The following is a 13,909-nucleotide window of genomic DNA, read 5'->3' on the forward strand; positions in this document are numbered from 1 at the left end:
GCGCGGGTCCGCCTGTTGACGGTGGACAGAACACCATGCCGGAGCCCACACGAGGTGGGTCGGCACTCACGACGAAAGGATCCTCGTGGCAACGCAGACCCTCACCCAGCAGAACTTCGACGAGACCGTCACCGGTAACGACGTCGTTCTGGTCGACTTCTGGGCCGACTGGTGCGGACCGTGCAAGCAGTTCGCCCCGACGTTCGAGAAGTCCTCGGAGCAGCACCCCGACGTCGTGTTCGGCAAGGTCGACACCGAGGCGGAGCAGGGACTCGCCGCCGCCGCGAACATCCGCTCGATTCCCACGCTCATGGCGTTCCGAGAGGGCGTCCTCGTCTTCGCGCAGCCCGGCGCACTTCCGCAGGCGGCGCTCGAGGACCTGGTCGGCCAGATCAAGGGCCTGGACATGGACGACGTCCGCAAGCAGATCGCGGAGCAGCAGGCCGCGGCCGAGTGACCACCGCGGGCTGACACCCGCACCACGACGGCGGGCGACGGAAGAGATTCCGTCGCCCGCCGTCGTCGTCGTGTGGTCGCCTCAGTGTGCGGCGTCGTCCCAGGTGCGACCCGTTCCCACGGAGACGTCGAGCGGCACCGACAGCTCGATGGCGTGCGCCATCTTGTCTCGGACCAACGCCTCGACCTCGGCGCGTTCGGACTCGACGACCTCGAGCACCAGTTCGTCGTGCACCTGGAGGAGCATCCGCGAGGTGAGCCCGGCCTCGACCAGTCCGAGCTGGACGTCGATCATCGCGACCTTGATGATGTCGGCCGCGGTGCCCTGGATGGGGGCGTTGAGGGCCGCGCGCTCGGCGACCTCGCGGCGCTGACGATTGTCGCTCGTCAGATCCGGCAGGTAGCGGCGACGTCCGTAGAGAGTCGAGGTGTAGCCGACCTTGCGCGCCGCCTCCACGACCTCGTGCAGATAGTCGCGCACCCCACCGAACCGGGAGAAGTACGCCTCCATCTGCTCCTTGGCCTCCTCGGTGGAGATCTTGAGCTGCTGGGAGAGGCCGTAGGCACTGAGCCCGTACGCCAGTCCGTACGACATCGCCTTGACCCGGCGGCGCAACTCCGGCGTCACCTCGTCGATGGGCACCCCGAAAGCGCGCGACCCGACGAAGCTGTGCAGATCCTCGCCGGTGTTGAAGGCCTCGATGAGCCCCTCGTCCTTGGAGACGTGCGCCATGATCCGCATCTCGATCTGGCTGTAGTCCGCCGTCATCAGCGAGTCGTAAGCCTCGCCGACGACGAAGCCCTCCCTGATGCGACGGCCCGCGGACGTCTTGACCGGAATGTTCTGCAGGTTGGGCTCGGTGGAGGACAGCCGACCCGTCGCGGCGATGGTCTGGTTGAACGTGGTGTGGATGCGCCCGTCGTCGCTGACCGACTTGAGCAGACCGTCGACCGTCACCTTGAGCCGCGTGGCGTCCCGGTGATCGAGCAGGTGCCGGAGGAAGGGATGCTCGGTCTTCTCGAACATCGACTGCAGCGCTTCGGCATCGGTGGTGTAGCCGGTCTTGGTGCGCTTGGTCTTGGGCATGTCGAGCTCGTCGAACAGGACCACCTGCAACTGCTTGGGTGACCCGAGGTTGATCTGCTTGCCGATCACCGCGTAGGCCGCCTCGGCGGCGACGCTCACCTCCCCGGCGAACTGGCTCTGCAGGTCGTGCAGATGATCGAGATCGATTGCGATACCGGTGTTCTCGACGGTGGCGAGCACGCCGAGCAGCGGCAGCTCCATGTCCGAGAGCAGCGGCGCGGACTCGATCTCGTCGAGCTCACGGTCCAGCGCGTCCGCGAGATCCAGCACCGCCTGCGCTCGCAGGATCTCCCCCTCGGCCACCGCTGCCTGCGTCTCGTCCTCGCTGTCGAGCAGGGACAGCTGGGCGTCGCCCGCGTCCTCGATGCGCAACTCGCGCTTGAGGTACCGCAGCGACAGGTCGTCGAGCGCGAAGCTCCGCTGCCCCGGTCGGACCAGGTAGGCCGCGAGTGCGGTGTCGCTGGTCAGCCCCGCGACGGGCCATCCGCGACCGCGCAGCGCATGCAACGCCCACTTGGCCTCGTGGAGAGCCTTGGGCCGCGACTCGTTCGCGAACCAGGCCGCGAGTGCCTGCTCGTCCTCGGCGGTGAGCCCGATGGTCTCGACGTAGGCGCCCTCCCCGTCCGCCGACGCGAACGCGACGGCCGACGCGTCACCGTCGAACGGGGACCGCGTCCCCACGACGGAGAGCCCAGTGCGGACACCGTCCTGAGTGTGCGCCTCGAGCCACTCGGCGAGCTCGCCCGGTTCGAGCGCGCGGCCCCGCACCTCGAAGCCCTCCTCCGCCTCCGGCTCGGTCGACGAAAGGGTGGCGAAGAGCCGATCGCGCAACACACGGAACTCGAGATCGTCGAACAGCGCGTGCACGCGTTCGCGGTCCCACGGCGCCAGCTGCAGCTGATCCGGTGTGTACGGCAGAGGGACGTCGCGCACCATCTCGGTGAGCTGGCGATTGAGGACGACGCTGGAGAGATTGGCGCGCAGCGCGTCGCCGACCTTGCCGCGCACGGTGTCGACCTTGTCGACCAGGTCCTCGAGGCTGCCGTACTCCCGGATCCACTTGGTGGCGGTCTTCTCCCCCACCCCCGGGATGCCGGGAAGATTGTCGCTGGGGTCTCCGCGCAGCGCCGCGAAGTCCGGATACTGGGCCGGGGTGAGTCCGTACTTGCTCTCGACCTCCGCCGGCGTGAACCGCGTCAGGTCGGAGACGCCCTTGCGCGGGTAGAGGACGGTCACCTGGTCGTTGACCAACTGCAGCGAGTCCCGGTCGCCGGTGACCACCAGCACCCGGTACCCCGCCGCGACCGCCTGCGTGGTGAGGGTGGCGATGATGTCGTCCGCCTCGAAGCCCGGCTCCGCCATCACCGGGATGCCCAGTGCTCCGAGGACGTCCTTGGTGATGTCGATCTGGCCCGCGAACTCGTCGGGGGTCTTGATGCGATTGGCCTTGTACTCCGGGAACTTGTCCGCCCGGAAGGTCTGGCGAGAGACGTCGAAGGCCGCGCCGACGTGCGTGGGCGACTCGTCCCGCAGCAGGTTGATGAGCATGGAGGTGAACCCGTACACCGCGTTGGTGGTCTGCCCGCTGGTGGTCTTGAAGTTCTCGGCGGGCAGGGCGTAGAAGGCGCGGTACGCCACCGAGTGACCGTCGATCAGCATCAGGAGGGGCGAGGACTCGGTTACTGGACTCACGCAGGTCAGTCTAGGGAGGCGTACCGACACGGGCGTGGTCGGCGGTCGACCGCTTCGAAACAAGACTGAAACATCGAAGAAATCGAAGCGGCCGTTCTCGATACCCGGAGCCCGATAGAGTCCGACAATTGCAAGCAGAGCCGAGATTCCTCGGCGTTAGTCGACCGTCCGAGAGGACCCCCGTGCCCCCCTCGAGTCCTCGACGGCCCGGACGAACGACGGCCACCGCCGCCCTCGTCCGCGCGCTCGTCGTCGTACTCCTCGGCCTCATCGCCGCAGCCACCTTCGGTGGAACGGCCCTGGCCCAGGAACCCACTCCGTCCCCCACTCCGAGCTCGAGCTCCCCACCCGCGAGCGGCTCCGAGTCCGACTCCGCTCCACCCGCCGACGCGGTGAACGTCAGCGGCAGCCTGAACAACGCCGGTGAACGCCTCGTCGGCGTCGACGTCGTGGCCCTCGACTCCGGAGAGTCCGAGGTGGCTCGCACCACGTCGGAAACCGGTGGGCGATGGACACTTCCGGTCTCACCCGGCAGTTACACGTTCCGCGTCGACCCCGAGACCCTGCCCGACGGTGTCTCCGTGCAGGGCGACGTCGAACGCACCGTGGAGGCAGGTCGCGCCAACACCGTCATCTTCAGTTTCGGTGAGGAACGCAGCGCCACGGTCGTCCCGTTCTACGAGAAGTTCCTGCGCACCACCATCGACGGGCTGCGCTTCGGACTGGTCATCGCGCTCGCCGCGATCGGTCTGAGCCTCATCTTCGGCACCACCGGGCTCACCAACTTCGCCCACGGCGAGTTGGTCACGCTCGGCGCCGTCGCGGCATGGGTCTTCAACCAGAAGCTCGGGATCCAGCTGATCCCGGCGACCGTCCTGGCGGTGATCGTCGGTGTGGCGGTCGGCTGGGCGAACAACGCCGGACTCTGGAGACCGCTGCGCAGACGCAAGACCGGCCTCATCGGCCAACTCGTCGTCTCGATCGGTCTCGCGATCGCCCTGCGGTACCTGATCCTCATCTTCTTCTCCGACCGCGCCGAGCCCTACAAGGACTATCAGGCGCAGGTGCAGCGTGAGTGGGGGCCGTTCGCCATCACCGACGTCAACCTCGCCTGCATCGTCATCAGCGTCGTGGTGCTCGTGCTCGTCGCGCTCATGCTGCAGAAGACCCGTATCGGCAAGGCCATGCGCGCCGTCGCCGACAACCGCGATCTCGCCGCGTCGTCCGGCATCAACGTCGAGCGCGTCGTGACCTTCGTCTGGTGCATGGGTGGCGGTCTCGCCGCTCTGGGCGGCGTGCTGTTCGGGCTCTCCGAGCTCGGCGGACGCGTCCAGTGGGAGATGGGCTTCAAGCTCCTCCTGCTCATGTTCGCCGGCATCACCCTCGGTGGCCTCGGTACGGCGTACGGCGCCCTGCTCGGCTGTGTCATCGTCGGTCTGCTGGTGCAGTGGTCGACGCTCGTGATCAACCCCGACCTCAAATACATCGGAGGATTGCTCGTCTTGATCGTCATCCTCATCGTCCGGCCGCAAGGCATCCTGGGCTCGCGGCAAAGGATCGGCTGACCATGGACATCATCGGAGCAATCCAGGTATCGCTGGCCCAGCTCGTCGGGCCCTCCGCGATCTTCTACGCACTTCTCGCCATCGGACTGAACCTGCACTTCGGCTACGCAGGACTGCTCAACTTCGGTCAGATCGGCTTCGCCCTGCTGGGCGGATACGGCGTCGGCATCATGACCATCACGTACGAACAGCCGCTGTGGCTCGGCATCCTCGTCGGACTCGCGGCAGCCGGTCTCCTCGCGCTCGTGCTCGGTATCCCCACCCTGCGACTGCGGGCGGACTATCTCGCCATCGTCACCATCGCGGCGTCGGAGATCCTGCGACTGGTCTTCCGGTCCACCGCGTCGAACGGTGTCACCGGATCGACCAACGGCCTCTTCGGTTTCGCCGATCCGTTCACCAACCTCAGCCCGTTCGACTCGGGCAAGCAGTACTCGTTCGTCGGCGTGAAGTTCTACGGCGACGACCTGTGGGCCATGGTGGTCGGATGGTCACTGGTGCTGATCCTGTGCGGACTCGTGTACCTGCTCACGCACAGCCCCTGGGGACGCGTCCTCAAGGCGGTGCGCGAGGACGAGGACGCCGCCCGCTCGCTGGGCAAGAACGTCTTCGTCTACAAGATGCAGGCCCTCGTCCTCGGTGGCGTCATCGGCGGTATGGGCGGCGTGTTCAACGCTCTGCAGACCAAGTCGATCAACCCCGACTTCTACTCGACGGCGCAGACCTTCTTCGCCTTCGGCGCGCTGATCCTCGGCGGTGCGGCCACGGTCTTCGGTCCGGTCGTCGGAGCCATGCTCTTCTGGTTCTTCCTGTCGATCCCCGACGTGCTGCTGCGTCAGGCCGCCGCCGGCGACGACCCGCTCATTCCGATGACCGAACAGCAGGTCGGCGCCACACGATTCGTCCTCCTCGGCATCCTCATCGCGGTGCTGATGATCTTCCGCCCGCAGGGACTGCTGGGCAACAAGCGGGAGGTACAGCTCGATGCCAAGTAACACCATCGCGGCACGCAAGCCGCTCAGCGCCGAGGTGCGCGCGGCGTTGTTCGCCGACGTCGCGAACACCCCCGGCGTCGCCAAGCCCGACCCGACCATGGTGGTCGACGGCGTGTCCCGGACCTTCGGTGGCCTCAAGGCCGTCGACGTGGCACACCTCGAGATCCAGCGTGGCTGCATCACCGGTCTGATCGGCCCGAACGGCGCCGGCAAGACGACCTTGTTCAACCTGCTCACCGGGTTCGACCAGCCGGACACCGGGTCCTGGTCGATGGACGGCAAGTCGCTGGGCAGGATGACGCCGCACCAGGTGGCGCGCCACGGTGTGGTGCGCACGTTCCAGCTGACGAAGGCACTGTCGAAGCTGACCGTGCTGGACAACGTCCGGCTCGGTGCCACGGGACAGAAGGGTGAGCGGATCTTCAACACGCTCATGCCGTGGACGTGGAAGGCGCAGGAGCGGGAGGTCACCGAGCGTGCGCGGGAACTGCTCGCGCGATTCAAACTCGACGCGAAGTCCGAGGACCTCGCGGGATCCCTCTCCGGCGGACAGCGCAAGCTGCTCGAGATGGCGCGAGCGCTCATGACCGATCCCGCCGTCGTCATGCTCGACGAGCCCATGGCCGGCGTGAATCCCGCACTGACGCAGAGCCTTCTGGGCCACATCAAGTCGCTGCGCGACGACGGCATGACCGTCGTCTTCGTCGAGCACGACATGGACGTCATCCGCGACATCAGTGACTGGGTCGTGGTCATGGCTCAGGGCAGCGTCATCGCCGAGTCCGCGCCCGCGCAGTTGGCGGACAACGAGGCCGTCGTCGACGCGTACCTGGGAAGCCACCACGATCAGGCGCTCGAGTTCGACGCCGACGGAAATCCTGTGGGCGCCACGGCAGAACTGGCCGAGGCGCTCGAGCAGGCCGAGGTCGAGACACTCGAGTCGGGCGGAGATCTCTCCGCGGCCGAACCCGAGATCGGGACGGACAAGAGGACCACGACATGACCGAATCCGGAGCGACCACATCCGGGGGAACCGGGCTCACCGCAGCAGAATTCGCGGCGACACCGGACGAACACCGCCGCCTGGCCACCGACGCGCTCGTGCGTGCCGACGACCTGGTGGCCGGATACATCCCCGGCGTGAACATCCTGAAGGACTGCAACTTCTATCTGAACGACGGCGAGATCGTCGGCATCATCGGCCCCAACGGTGCCGGCAAGTCGACGTTGCTCAAGGCACTCTTCGGTCTCATCCCGATCCGCAGCGGATCCGTCACGCTGCGCGGCGACACCATCACGTCCGCCGAGGCGCACGTGCTGGTGACCAAGGGTGTCGGCTACGTTCCGCAGACGCAGAACGTGTTCCCCTCGCTCACCATCGAGGAGAACCTCGAGATGGGGATCTACCTGCGGCCGAAGAAGTTCCAGGAGCGGTTCGACTTCGTCAGCGAACTGTTCCCGCTGCTCTCCGAGCGTCGCAAGATCAAGGCGGGCGCACTGTCCGGCGGTGAGCGCCAGATGGTGGCCATGGGCCGCGCCCTGATGATGGAACCGTCCGTGCTGCTGCTCGACGAGCCGTCGGCGGGCCTGTCCCCCATGTTCCAGGACGAGGTGTTCATTCGCTGCAAGAAGATCAACGCGGCGGGCGTCTCCATCATCATGGTGGAGCAGAATGCTCGCCGGTGCCTCCAGATCTGTGACCGCGGCTACGTGCTGGATCAGGGCAAGAATGCGTACACCGACACCGGCACGAACCTGATGAACGACCCCAAGGTCATCGAGCTGTACCTCGGCACGTTGGCGGGGAGCAAAGAGAAGAAGTAGTACCCGCGCACACCGACAGGGGCGCTCCGAGTTCGCTCGGGGCGCCCTTCTCGCTGTCTGCGGCCCCTCACCCTCGGCGAGTACGTCCGAAGTGCCGTGCGACGAGCCGTATTCACAACACTGTCGACGTACTCGCGGACGGGGAGCCCCGAGCACGACAGCAGAACGGGCCCGACTCCAGTGGAGTCGGGCCCGTTCCGGGCTACTGCAGATCAGCCGCCGACGACGATGTAGTCCTCGGTGGTGAGCTTGTTGTCCGGTCCGAAGACCAGCTTGCCGTACGAGCCGACGGACGGCTCACCGCCGTCGGTGAACGCGAGCTCACCGGTGACACCGTCGTAGTCGATGTCGGTTCCGGCCTTCACCAGCGGCAGGCACTCCTGGAACGTGGTGCACTTCGTTCCGTCCTTGGTGACGGAGTTGATGTTCGCCGCGATGTCGACACCCGCGGTGGACTTCGCCTGCTCCGCGGCCAGGGCGGAGATCACGACGGCGTCGTAGGACTCACCGGCGTAGTTGAAGTCGACCAGAGCTGGGTTGACGGCCTTGAGACGGTCCTGGAAGCCGGCGCCCACGTCGGTGAGCGGCGTGGTGCCACGCATGGTGTCGAGCAGGCCGGGTCCGACCGACTCGCCGAGGGCGTTGCCCATGTTGCCGTCGACGCCGTAGACGGCGGTGCCGTCCGACGGTCCGATGCCGATCTCGTGCATACGGGTGATGATCTTCGCCGACTCCTCGAAGCCGATGATGGCGACGGCGTCCGGGTTGAAGTTCTTCACCTGGTCCACCTCGGCGTTGAACGACTGCGCGTTGGGGTCGTAGATGATCTTCTGGATCTGGTCGGACGCGATGCCGGCGTCCTCGAGGTTGGTGACAGTGTTGCTCGCCAGGCCCGTACCGTACGGGTCGTTGAGCGCGAGGATGGAGACGCGCTGGCCGCCGTCCTCGGCGATGAGCTGCGAGAGCGCCTGTGCCTGAAGCACATCGGTCGGTGCCGTGCGGAAGTACTGGCCCTTGTCCGCGTAGCAGACGAACTGGTCGGAGGTGTTGGCCGGCGAGATCTGCACGACGCCGGCGCTGGCGATCTTGTCGATGACCTTGAGGGACACCGAGGACGACGCTGCACCCAGGATGACACTGACGCCGGCCGCGAGCTCGCGGTCGACGGTGCTGTTCGCGGTGTCCGTGGTGGTGTCGCCCGAGTCGCCGGGGATGAGCTCCATCGGCTGGTCGAGAACGCCACCGGCGCCGTTGACGTCGTTGACTGCGAGCTGCACGCCGGCGACCTCGGGCGGGCCGAGGAAGGCGAGGCTACCGGTCTCGGGAAGCAGTGTGCCGAGCTTGAGCGGAGTGGTCACCGGCGTCGCGCCGGCAGTTGCCTGCTCGGGTGTGCAGTCGGTGTCCACGGTGGCCTCCGCAGCTGCGGAAGAGCCGCCGGCAGCGCTGGTTTCGCTGCCGGAACTCGAATCGTCGCTCGAGGAACAGCCGAACAGGGCGAGCGAAGCGACGCTCACCACCGCAGCCGTCCGAACGATGGTTCGTCTTGCCATCTGTCGTCTCCTAGAAATATGTGCGTCACGCACCCGATACCGTGACGCTCGTGAAGGAGAACCTATCGCTCCCCGACGGTTCGCGACCCGTGGAACAAGCCCTGTGACCTTACTGTGACGTCTACGCAGCCAGTTTTAACGCAGCCGTAGCCTGGCACAGTCTTCGAGGCCGGATCACGGCACTCGGTGTCACGCGACGGGGGCGTCTCCGAGCGTCTCGATGACGACGGAGGCGACCGCTTTCATGGTGGTGCGGCGGTCCATCGCGGCCCGCTGGATCCACGTGAAGGCCTCCGGCTCGGAGAGCGACTGGGACGTCATCAGCAGACCCTTGGCGCGCTCGATGAGTTTGCGCGTGTCGAGGCGGTCGTGGAGATCCGCGATCTCGGTCTCCAGCGCGGAGATCTCGGTGAACCGGCTGGCGGCCAGTTCCACGGCGGGCACCAGGTCCGCCTTCGTGAAGGGCTTCACCAGATACGCCATGGCGCCGGCGTCGCGGGCCCTCTCGACGAGTTCGCGCTGGCTGAAGGCCGTCAGGATCACGACCGGAGCCAACCGAGCCGCGGCGATCTCGGAGGCCGCGTCGATACCGTCTCGACGCGGCATCTTCACGTCCATGATCACCAGATCCGGAACCAGGGCGCGGACGAGGTCCACCGCTTCCTGACCGTCCGCGGCCTCGCCGACGACGTCGTACCCCTCCTCGCGCAACATCTCCACGAGGTCCAGCCGAATGAGTGACTCGTCCTCCGCGACCACCACACGACGTGGCTGCGACGGTGCCGGTGTGTTCACGCTGACTCGCCCTCCCTCGATGCACTGCTCCCCCGCGGCGGCGCCGTTCTCGACGCTGCGCCCGGGCCGTCGTCAGGGTACCGGTGCACCGCATCCGGCACCGATCTTCTACACTCGGTGACCGCACCAGCTCGCCCCGCGAGCGGTTCGCCCTCGTATCCCAATTGGCAGAGGAAACGGATTCAAAACCCGTGCAGTGTGAGTTCGAGTCTCACCGAGGGCACCAGTACATCTCCCCCGCAGCCGCTCAGGCCATCGATCGAACGTCCAGCGAGAGCGCGAATCCCGGATCGGCCGGCCCCGTCGTCAGGCGCAGCACGTGGCGCCCCACCCGTCGGCATGCGAAGGAGATCGGGAACGCCACAGCCTGCTGCTCCCCCTCGAGGTGACCGGCGACGGGCAGTTCGAACACGTGCAGAGGCTCGTCCTCGCCGTCCGTGATCTCCACCCGTACCCGCTCACCCGACACGTCGTCGGGGCCACGCTGCAGCAGGACCACCAGGTAGGCCTCGACGGGCTGCGCGAGGGACGGGAGCACACACCAGTCCCAGATGCCGCCGAGCACGTCGAGCTTCTGGTCCGACTGGCGCGCGTAGTCGGCGAAGAAGGCACTCGTGACGATCATCGGACGACCCCGGCGGTGGGCACCGTGATCTGATGGGACGACAGAACCGCCGCATCATCGAAAGGCTCCGTCGTGTCCGTTCTGCTCTCCGCCGCCGTCGTCGCGGCGGGTGTCGGTTCCGCTGCGGTGGCCGGCGTCCTGCTGGCCTTCTCCATCGCCGTGATGCCGGCGCTGGGCGTACAGCCCGCGTCCGCCGCCACGGCGGTGATGACGCGCGTGAACGTGGTCATCGTCGCTCCCGTCTTCATGGTCCTGCTGTTCGGTACCGCGGCGGCATCGGTCCTCGCCGCCGTCACCGCGTTCCTCGAGCCTGGCACACCCGCCGTTCTCGTCGCAGCGGCGGCGGCGCTCTACGTCGCGGGCTGCCTCGGCGTGACCGTCGCCGTCAACGTGCCGCTCAACGATCGGCTCGCTGCCGCGGAGGACGTGTGGCCCGAGTACCTCACTCGGTGGACCCGGTGGAACCACGTCCGCGTGATCGCGGGACTGGGTGCGTCGGTGCTGTTCGTCGTCGCCGGTGTCGCAGCATGACGGTGGTGCACGGCTTCGCCCCGCTCGTCGGCGACTCGCCGCACACGCTGGTGCTCGGTTCCATGCCGGGGGTCGCGTCGCTGACAGCCGAGCAGTATTACGCCCATCCGCGGAACGCGTTCTGGCCCATCATGACTCACCTCTTCCACCTACCCGGGGATGCCGGTTACGCGGAGCGCGTGCGCGCACTCACGGCCGCGGGCGTCGCGGTGTGGGACGTTCTCGAACTGTGCACTCGCGAGGGCAGTCTCGACTCGGCCATCGAGAGCGACACGGTGGTGCCGAACGACATCGACGCGCTGCTCACGGCCCACCCCACCCTCGACCGCATCGTGTTCAACGGCGCTGCGGCGGCGCGGCTGTTCGCTCGCCACGTGGCGCTCTCCCGTCCCGTCGAGTCGTTCCGGCTGCCGTCCACCAGCCCCGCCCATGCCGCCCTGAGCACGGCGGCGAAGGTCGACGCCTGGCGCATCGTCGCGAGGGACGACCGGTGACCGCGACGGCCTCGAGTCTGCGCTTCGCGCTCCTCGTCACCGCCGCGAGCGGGTTCCTCGATGCCTACACCTACGTCAGCCGAGGCGGCGTCTTCGCCAACGCGCAGACGGGCAACGTCATCTTCCTGGCGATCGAGGTGTCGCGGACGCACTGGCGGGACGCGGCCCAACACCTGTGGCCGATCCTCGCGTTCGTGGTCGGTGTCTCGATCGCCAAGGTCATCAAGACGGTACGGGCCGAACGCCGAGTGCACCGGCCGATCCGGTGGTCCATCGCGGCGCAGGCAGGCATCCTCGCCGTGGTGGGCTTCGTACCCGCCACTGTGCCGAATGCGCTGGTCACCGTGCCGATCTCGTTCATCGCCGCGCTGCAGATCGCCCTGTTCCGGAACATCGGCGATCTCAATTACATCGCGATCGCGATGACCGGAAATCTGATGCGCGTGAACGAGGCCGGCTTCGCTGCGATCGTCGACCGCGACTCCGCCGGCCGACGGGCGTTCGGTGTCTACAGCGCCGTGATCGCCGTGTTCGTCCTCGGCGCACTCGCCGGCGCCGCCGCGACCGGGTCCGTCGGCGTCCGCGCCGCGTGGATACCGGCCGCGGTGTTGGCGGCGACGCTCGCGATCTTCGTCATCGACGAGCGCACGCCCTGAACACCCCGGTCAGTCGTGGCTCACCGGTGACCCCGATGCGACCATGCCCCGCGCCAGCTCGAGTCGACGTCGGACGGCCGTGATCAACTCGTCGTCCGTCAGCGCGGCGGCGCTGGCGGCCAACTCGATCGACGCGTCGACTTCTCGAGGCTCGAGGTAGCGCGCGACGACGAGCGCCTCCACCGGATTCCGACCGAAGTGCCGTGCGACCGCGATCACGCGATCCGCACTCGGCGTGTTCTTCCCCAGTTTCCATCTCGAGACCGACGCGGGGTCCACCCCTGCAGCCCGCGCGATCTCCACTTGTGATGCTCTGTCTGTGACGCGGTTCAGATACTCCCACCACGTCTCCCCCACCCCGGACGTCTGATCCATGGCGCGAACACTACTGACACGGACGCAAGTTCACGCGCAGTGTGTCGATTGCCCGCCCGCCAGTGCATGTGTACCTTTCGTCTCGTGCGCGCAACGAGCGCGACACGATCGATCACCGGGGGGAATCGATGGCGAATCTCGAGCTGGACCGCGACGGGCTGGAACGACTACGGCGCTTCGCTCACATCACGACCGACGGGCAACTGGCCGAACGCATCGGGGTCGACCCGGCCACGGTCTCCCGCATTCTCAGCGGGAAGTGCGCGCCCGGAACGAAATTCATCGCCGGCCTGCTCTCGGAGTTCGGGACCGACCGCTTCGACGACGTCTTCGTGGTGACCGACGACCGCGTCATCGTGCCGGGAAATGGCGGATGAGCCCTTCCTGCACCACGGTCGCCACCAATTCTCCTCCGCGCGAGAAGAATCGGCCGGTGGCCAGTCCGCGGGACCCCGCGGCGACCGGCGACTCGGTGGCGTAGAGCATCCACTCGTCGAAGCGGAACGGACGGTGGAACCAGATGGAATGGTTCACTGTCGCGGCCACGATGCGGTCGAAACCCCAGGACAGACCGTGTGTGGTGATGATCGAGTCGAGCACCGTCGTGTCCGACGCGTATCCCATCGTGGCGACGTGCAGAGCGGGATCGTCGGGCAACGGTCCGTCGGACTTCATCCATACCCTGTTGTGGTTCGACCGTTCTCCGGTGCCCTTCATGATCCAGGCCGGATCATTGGCGTACCGCATGTCGATCGGCTTCAGCGCGTCCACGAACATCTTCAGACGGTCCTCGTACCCGTCGAAGTGGTTGCCCAGCGGCGGCAGCGATTCCGGGTACTCCACCTCGGGCCACTCGACGCTGTGCTCGAGGCCGCCGCGCGAGTCCTGGTAGGCGGCGAGCATGACGAACAGCTCCTCGTCACCCTGGTAAGCCGTCACCTGACGGTTGGCGAAGGCGCGGCCGTCACGATGACGTTCCACGCGGAAAGTGATGTCTCGCTTGACATCTCCGCCGCGAATGAAGTGTGCGTTGATGGCGTGGATCGGCCTCGCCCCGCTGACGGTGCGGCCGGCCGCGACCAGCGCCTGGGCGACCAGCTGTCCGCCGAACGTTCTGCTCCCGACCTCTGCCGGGTGACGGCCGACGTAGGTGTTCTCGTCGACCTCCGTGAGGTCGAGGATGTCCAGCAACACGTCGAGGTCGCGTGAGCGCCCCGCCGTGGCGATCGGCGCGTCCCCCCGACGCGCCGATTCCGGTCTGTCG

The 13,909-nt window shown here is 67.1% G+C and carries 15 protein-coding genes and 1 tRNA gene; 10 read left to right on the forward strand and 6 right to left on the reverse strand.

The window, feature by feature from the left end; translation table 11 throughout:
• The first annotated feature begins 85 nt into the window (after positions 1 to 85).
• A complete protein-coding gene (gene trxA / locus OHB23_RS15905; protein ID WP_027506766.1) occupies positions 86 to 457 on the forward strand; it encodes a thioredoxin in 372 nt (123 codons plus the stop codon).
• Between the two features lie 81 nt (positions 458 to 538).
• Here the strand turns inward: trxA and polA are convergent, their stop codons facing one another.
• Positions 539 to 3,202, reverse strand: a complete 2,664-nt coding sequence (gene polA / locus OHB23_RS15910) for a DNA polymerase I (protein WP_328811659.1) — start codon at positions 3,200 to 3,202, stop codon at positions 539 to 541.
• A gap of 215 nt (positions 3,203 to 3,417) precedes the next feature.
• Here polA and OHB23_RS15915 point away from each other — a divergent pair, with 215 nt between their 5' ends.
• From OHB23_RS15915 to OHB23_RS15930, 4 genes are read left to right on the forward strand one after another with little or no spacing between them, the layout of a single operon-like run.
• Positions 3,418 to 4,800, forward strand: coding sequence for a branched-chain amino acid ABC transporter permease (locus OHB23_RS15915; RefSeq protein WP_027506768.1), 1,383 nt, complete (start codon positions 3,418 to 3,420; stop codon positions 4,798 to 4,800).
• Between the two features lie 2 nt (positions 4,801 to 4,802).
• A complete protein-coding gene (locus OHB23_RS15920; RefSeq protein ID WP_027506769.1) occupies positions 4,803 to 5,795 on the forward strand; it encodes a branched-chain amino acid ABC transporter permease in 993 nt (330 codons plus the stop codon).
• The gene (locus OHB23_RS15925; protein WP_027506770.1) at positions 5,785 to 6,798 is read left to right on the forward strand and encodes an ABC transporter ATP-binding protein; all 1,014 of its coding nucleotides are present in this window, start codon (positions 5,785 to 5,787) and stop codon (positions 6,796 to 6,798) included. Before OHB23_RS15920 ends, OHB23_RS15925 begins: the two co-directional genes overlap by 11 nt.
• Positions 6,795 to 7,619, forward strand: coding sequence for an ABC transporter ATP-binding protein (locus OHB23_RS15930; RefSeq protein WP_027506771.1), 825 nt, complete (start codon positions 6,795 to 6,797; stop codon positions 7,617 to 7,619). The genes OHB23_RS15925 and OHB23_RS15930 overlap by 4 nt, the downstream gene beginning before the upstream one ends.
• Positions 7,620 to 7,831: 212 nt before the next feature.
• On the opposite strand, the gene OHB23_RS15935 is transcribed toward OHB23_RS15930, so the two are convergent.
• A complete protein-coding gene (locus OHB23_RS15935) occupies positions 7,832 to 9,169 on the reverse strand; it encodes an ABC transporter substrate-binding protein (protein WP_027506772.1) in 1,338 nt (445 codons plus the stop codon).
• A 189-nt stretch (positions 9,170 to 9,358) separates the two neighbouring features.
• Positions 9,359 to 9,964, reverse strand: a complete 606-nt coding sequence (locus OHB23_RS15940; protein WP_027506773.1) for an ANTAR domain-containing response regulator — start codon at positions 9,962 to 9,964, stop codon at positions 9,359 to 9,361.
• Positions 9,965 to 10,113: 149 nt separating this feature from the next.
• Between OHB23_RS15940 and OHB23_RS15945 the strand changes: the two genes are divergently transcribed.
• A tRNA-Leu gene (locus OHB23_RS15945) sits at positions 10,114 to 10,190 on the forward strand.
• Between the two features lie 21 nt (positions 10,191 to 10,211).
• Here the strand turns inward: OHB23_RS15945 and OHB23_RS15950 are convergent.
• On the reverse strand, positions 10,212 to 10,589 hold the full coding sequence (locus tag OHB23_RS15950; protein ID WP_222638626.1) for a hypothetical protein: 378 nt from the start codon (positions 10,587 to 10,589) through the stop codon (positions 10,212 to 10,214).
• A gap of 72 nt (positions 10,590 to 10,661) precedes the next feature.
• On the opposite strand from OHB23_RS15950, the gene OHB23_RS15955 reads away from it, so the two are divergent.
• Genes OHB23_RS15955 through OHB23_RS15965 form a run of 3 tightly spaced genes read left to right on the forward strand, consistent with a single transcriptional unit; the run spans position 10,662 to position 12,270 of the window.
• On the forward strand, positions 10,662 to 11,120 hold the full coding sequence (locus OHB23_RS15955; RefSeq protein WP_308115500.1) for an anthrone oxygenase family protein: 459 nt from the start codon (positions 10,662 to 10,664) through the stop codon (positions 11,118 to 11,120).
• Complete coding sequence (locus OHB23_RS15960; protein ID WP_328809881.1) at positions 11,117 to 11,614, forward strand: DNA-deoxyinosine glycosylase; 498 nt, start codon at positions 11,117 to 11,119, stop codon at positions 11,612 to 11,614. The genes OHB23_RS15955 and OHB23_RS15960 overlap by 4 nt, the downstream gene beginning before the upstream one ends.
• Positions 11,611 to 12,270 carry a YoaK family protein gene (locus OHB23_RS15965; protein ID WP_328809882.1) on the forward strand — a complete coding sequence of 220 codons (660 nt, stop codon included), beginning with the start codon at positions 11,611 to 11,613 and terminating at the stop codon, positions 12,268 to 12,270. Before OHB23_RS15960 ends, OHB23_RS15965 begins: the two co-directional genes overlap by 4 nt.
• A gap of 9 nt (positions 12,271 to 12,279) precedes the next feature.
• Here the strand turns inward: OHB23_RS15965 and OHB23_RS15970 are convergent, their stop codons facing one another.
• A complete protein-coding gene (locus OHB23_RS15970; protein ID WP_082544652.1) occupies positions 12,280 to 12,645 on the reverse strand; it encodes a helix-turn-helix domain-containing protein in 366 nt (121 codons plus the stop codon).
• A 128-nt stretch (positions 12,646 to 12,773) separates the two neighbouring features.
• On the opposite strand from OHB23_RS15970, the gene OHB23_RS15975 reads away from it, so the two are divergent.
• Positions 12,774 to 13,022, forward strand: coding sequence for a helix-turn-helix transcriptional regulator (locus tag OHB23_RS15975; protein WP_027506778.1), 249 nt, complete (start codon positions 12,774 to 12,776; stop codon positions 13,020 to 13,022).
• On the opposite strand, the gene OHB23_RS15980 is transcribed toward OHB23_RS15975, so the two are convergent.
• Entirely contained in the window at positions 12,997 to 13,872 is an 876-nt protein-coding gene (locus OHB23_RS15980; RefSeq protein ID WP_027506779.1) for an acyl-CoA thioesterase, read from the reverse strand. The two genes, OHB23_RS15975 and OHB23_RS15980, sit on opposite strands and share 26 nt — an antisense overlap.
• Positions 13,873 to 13,909: the final 37 nt, after the last annotated feature.

It is taken from the genome of Rhodococcus sp. NBC_00294, from assembly GCF_036163995.1.
Classification (GTDB): domain Bacteria; phylum Actinomycetota; class Actinomycetes; order Mycobacteriales; family Mycobacteriaceae; genus Rhodococcoides.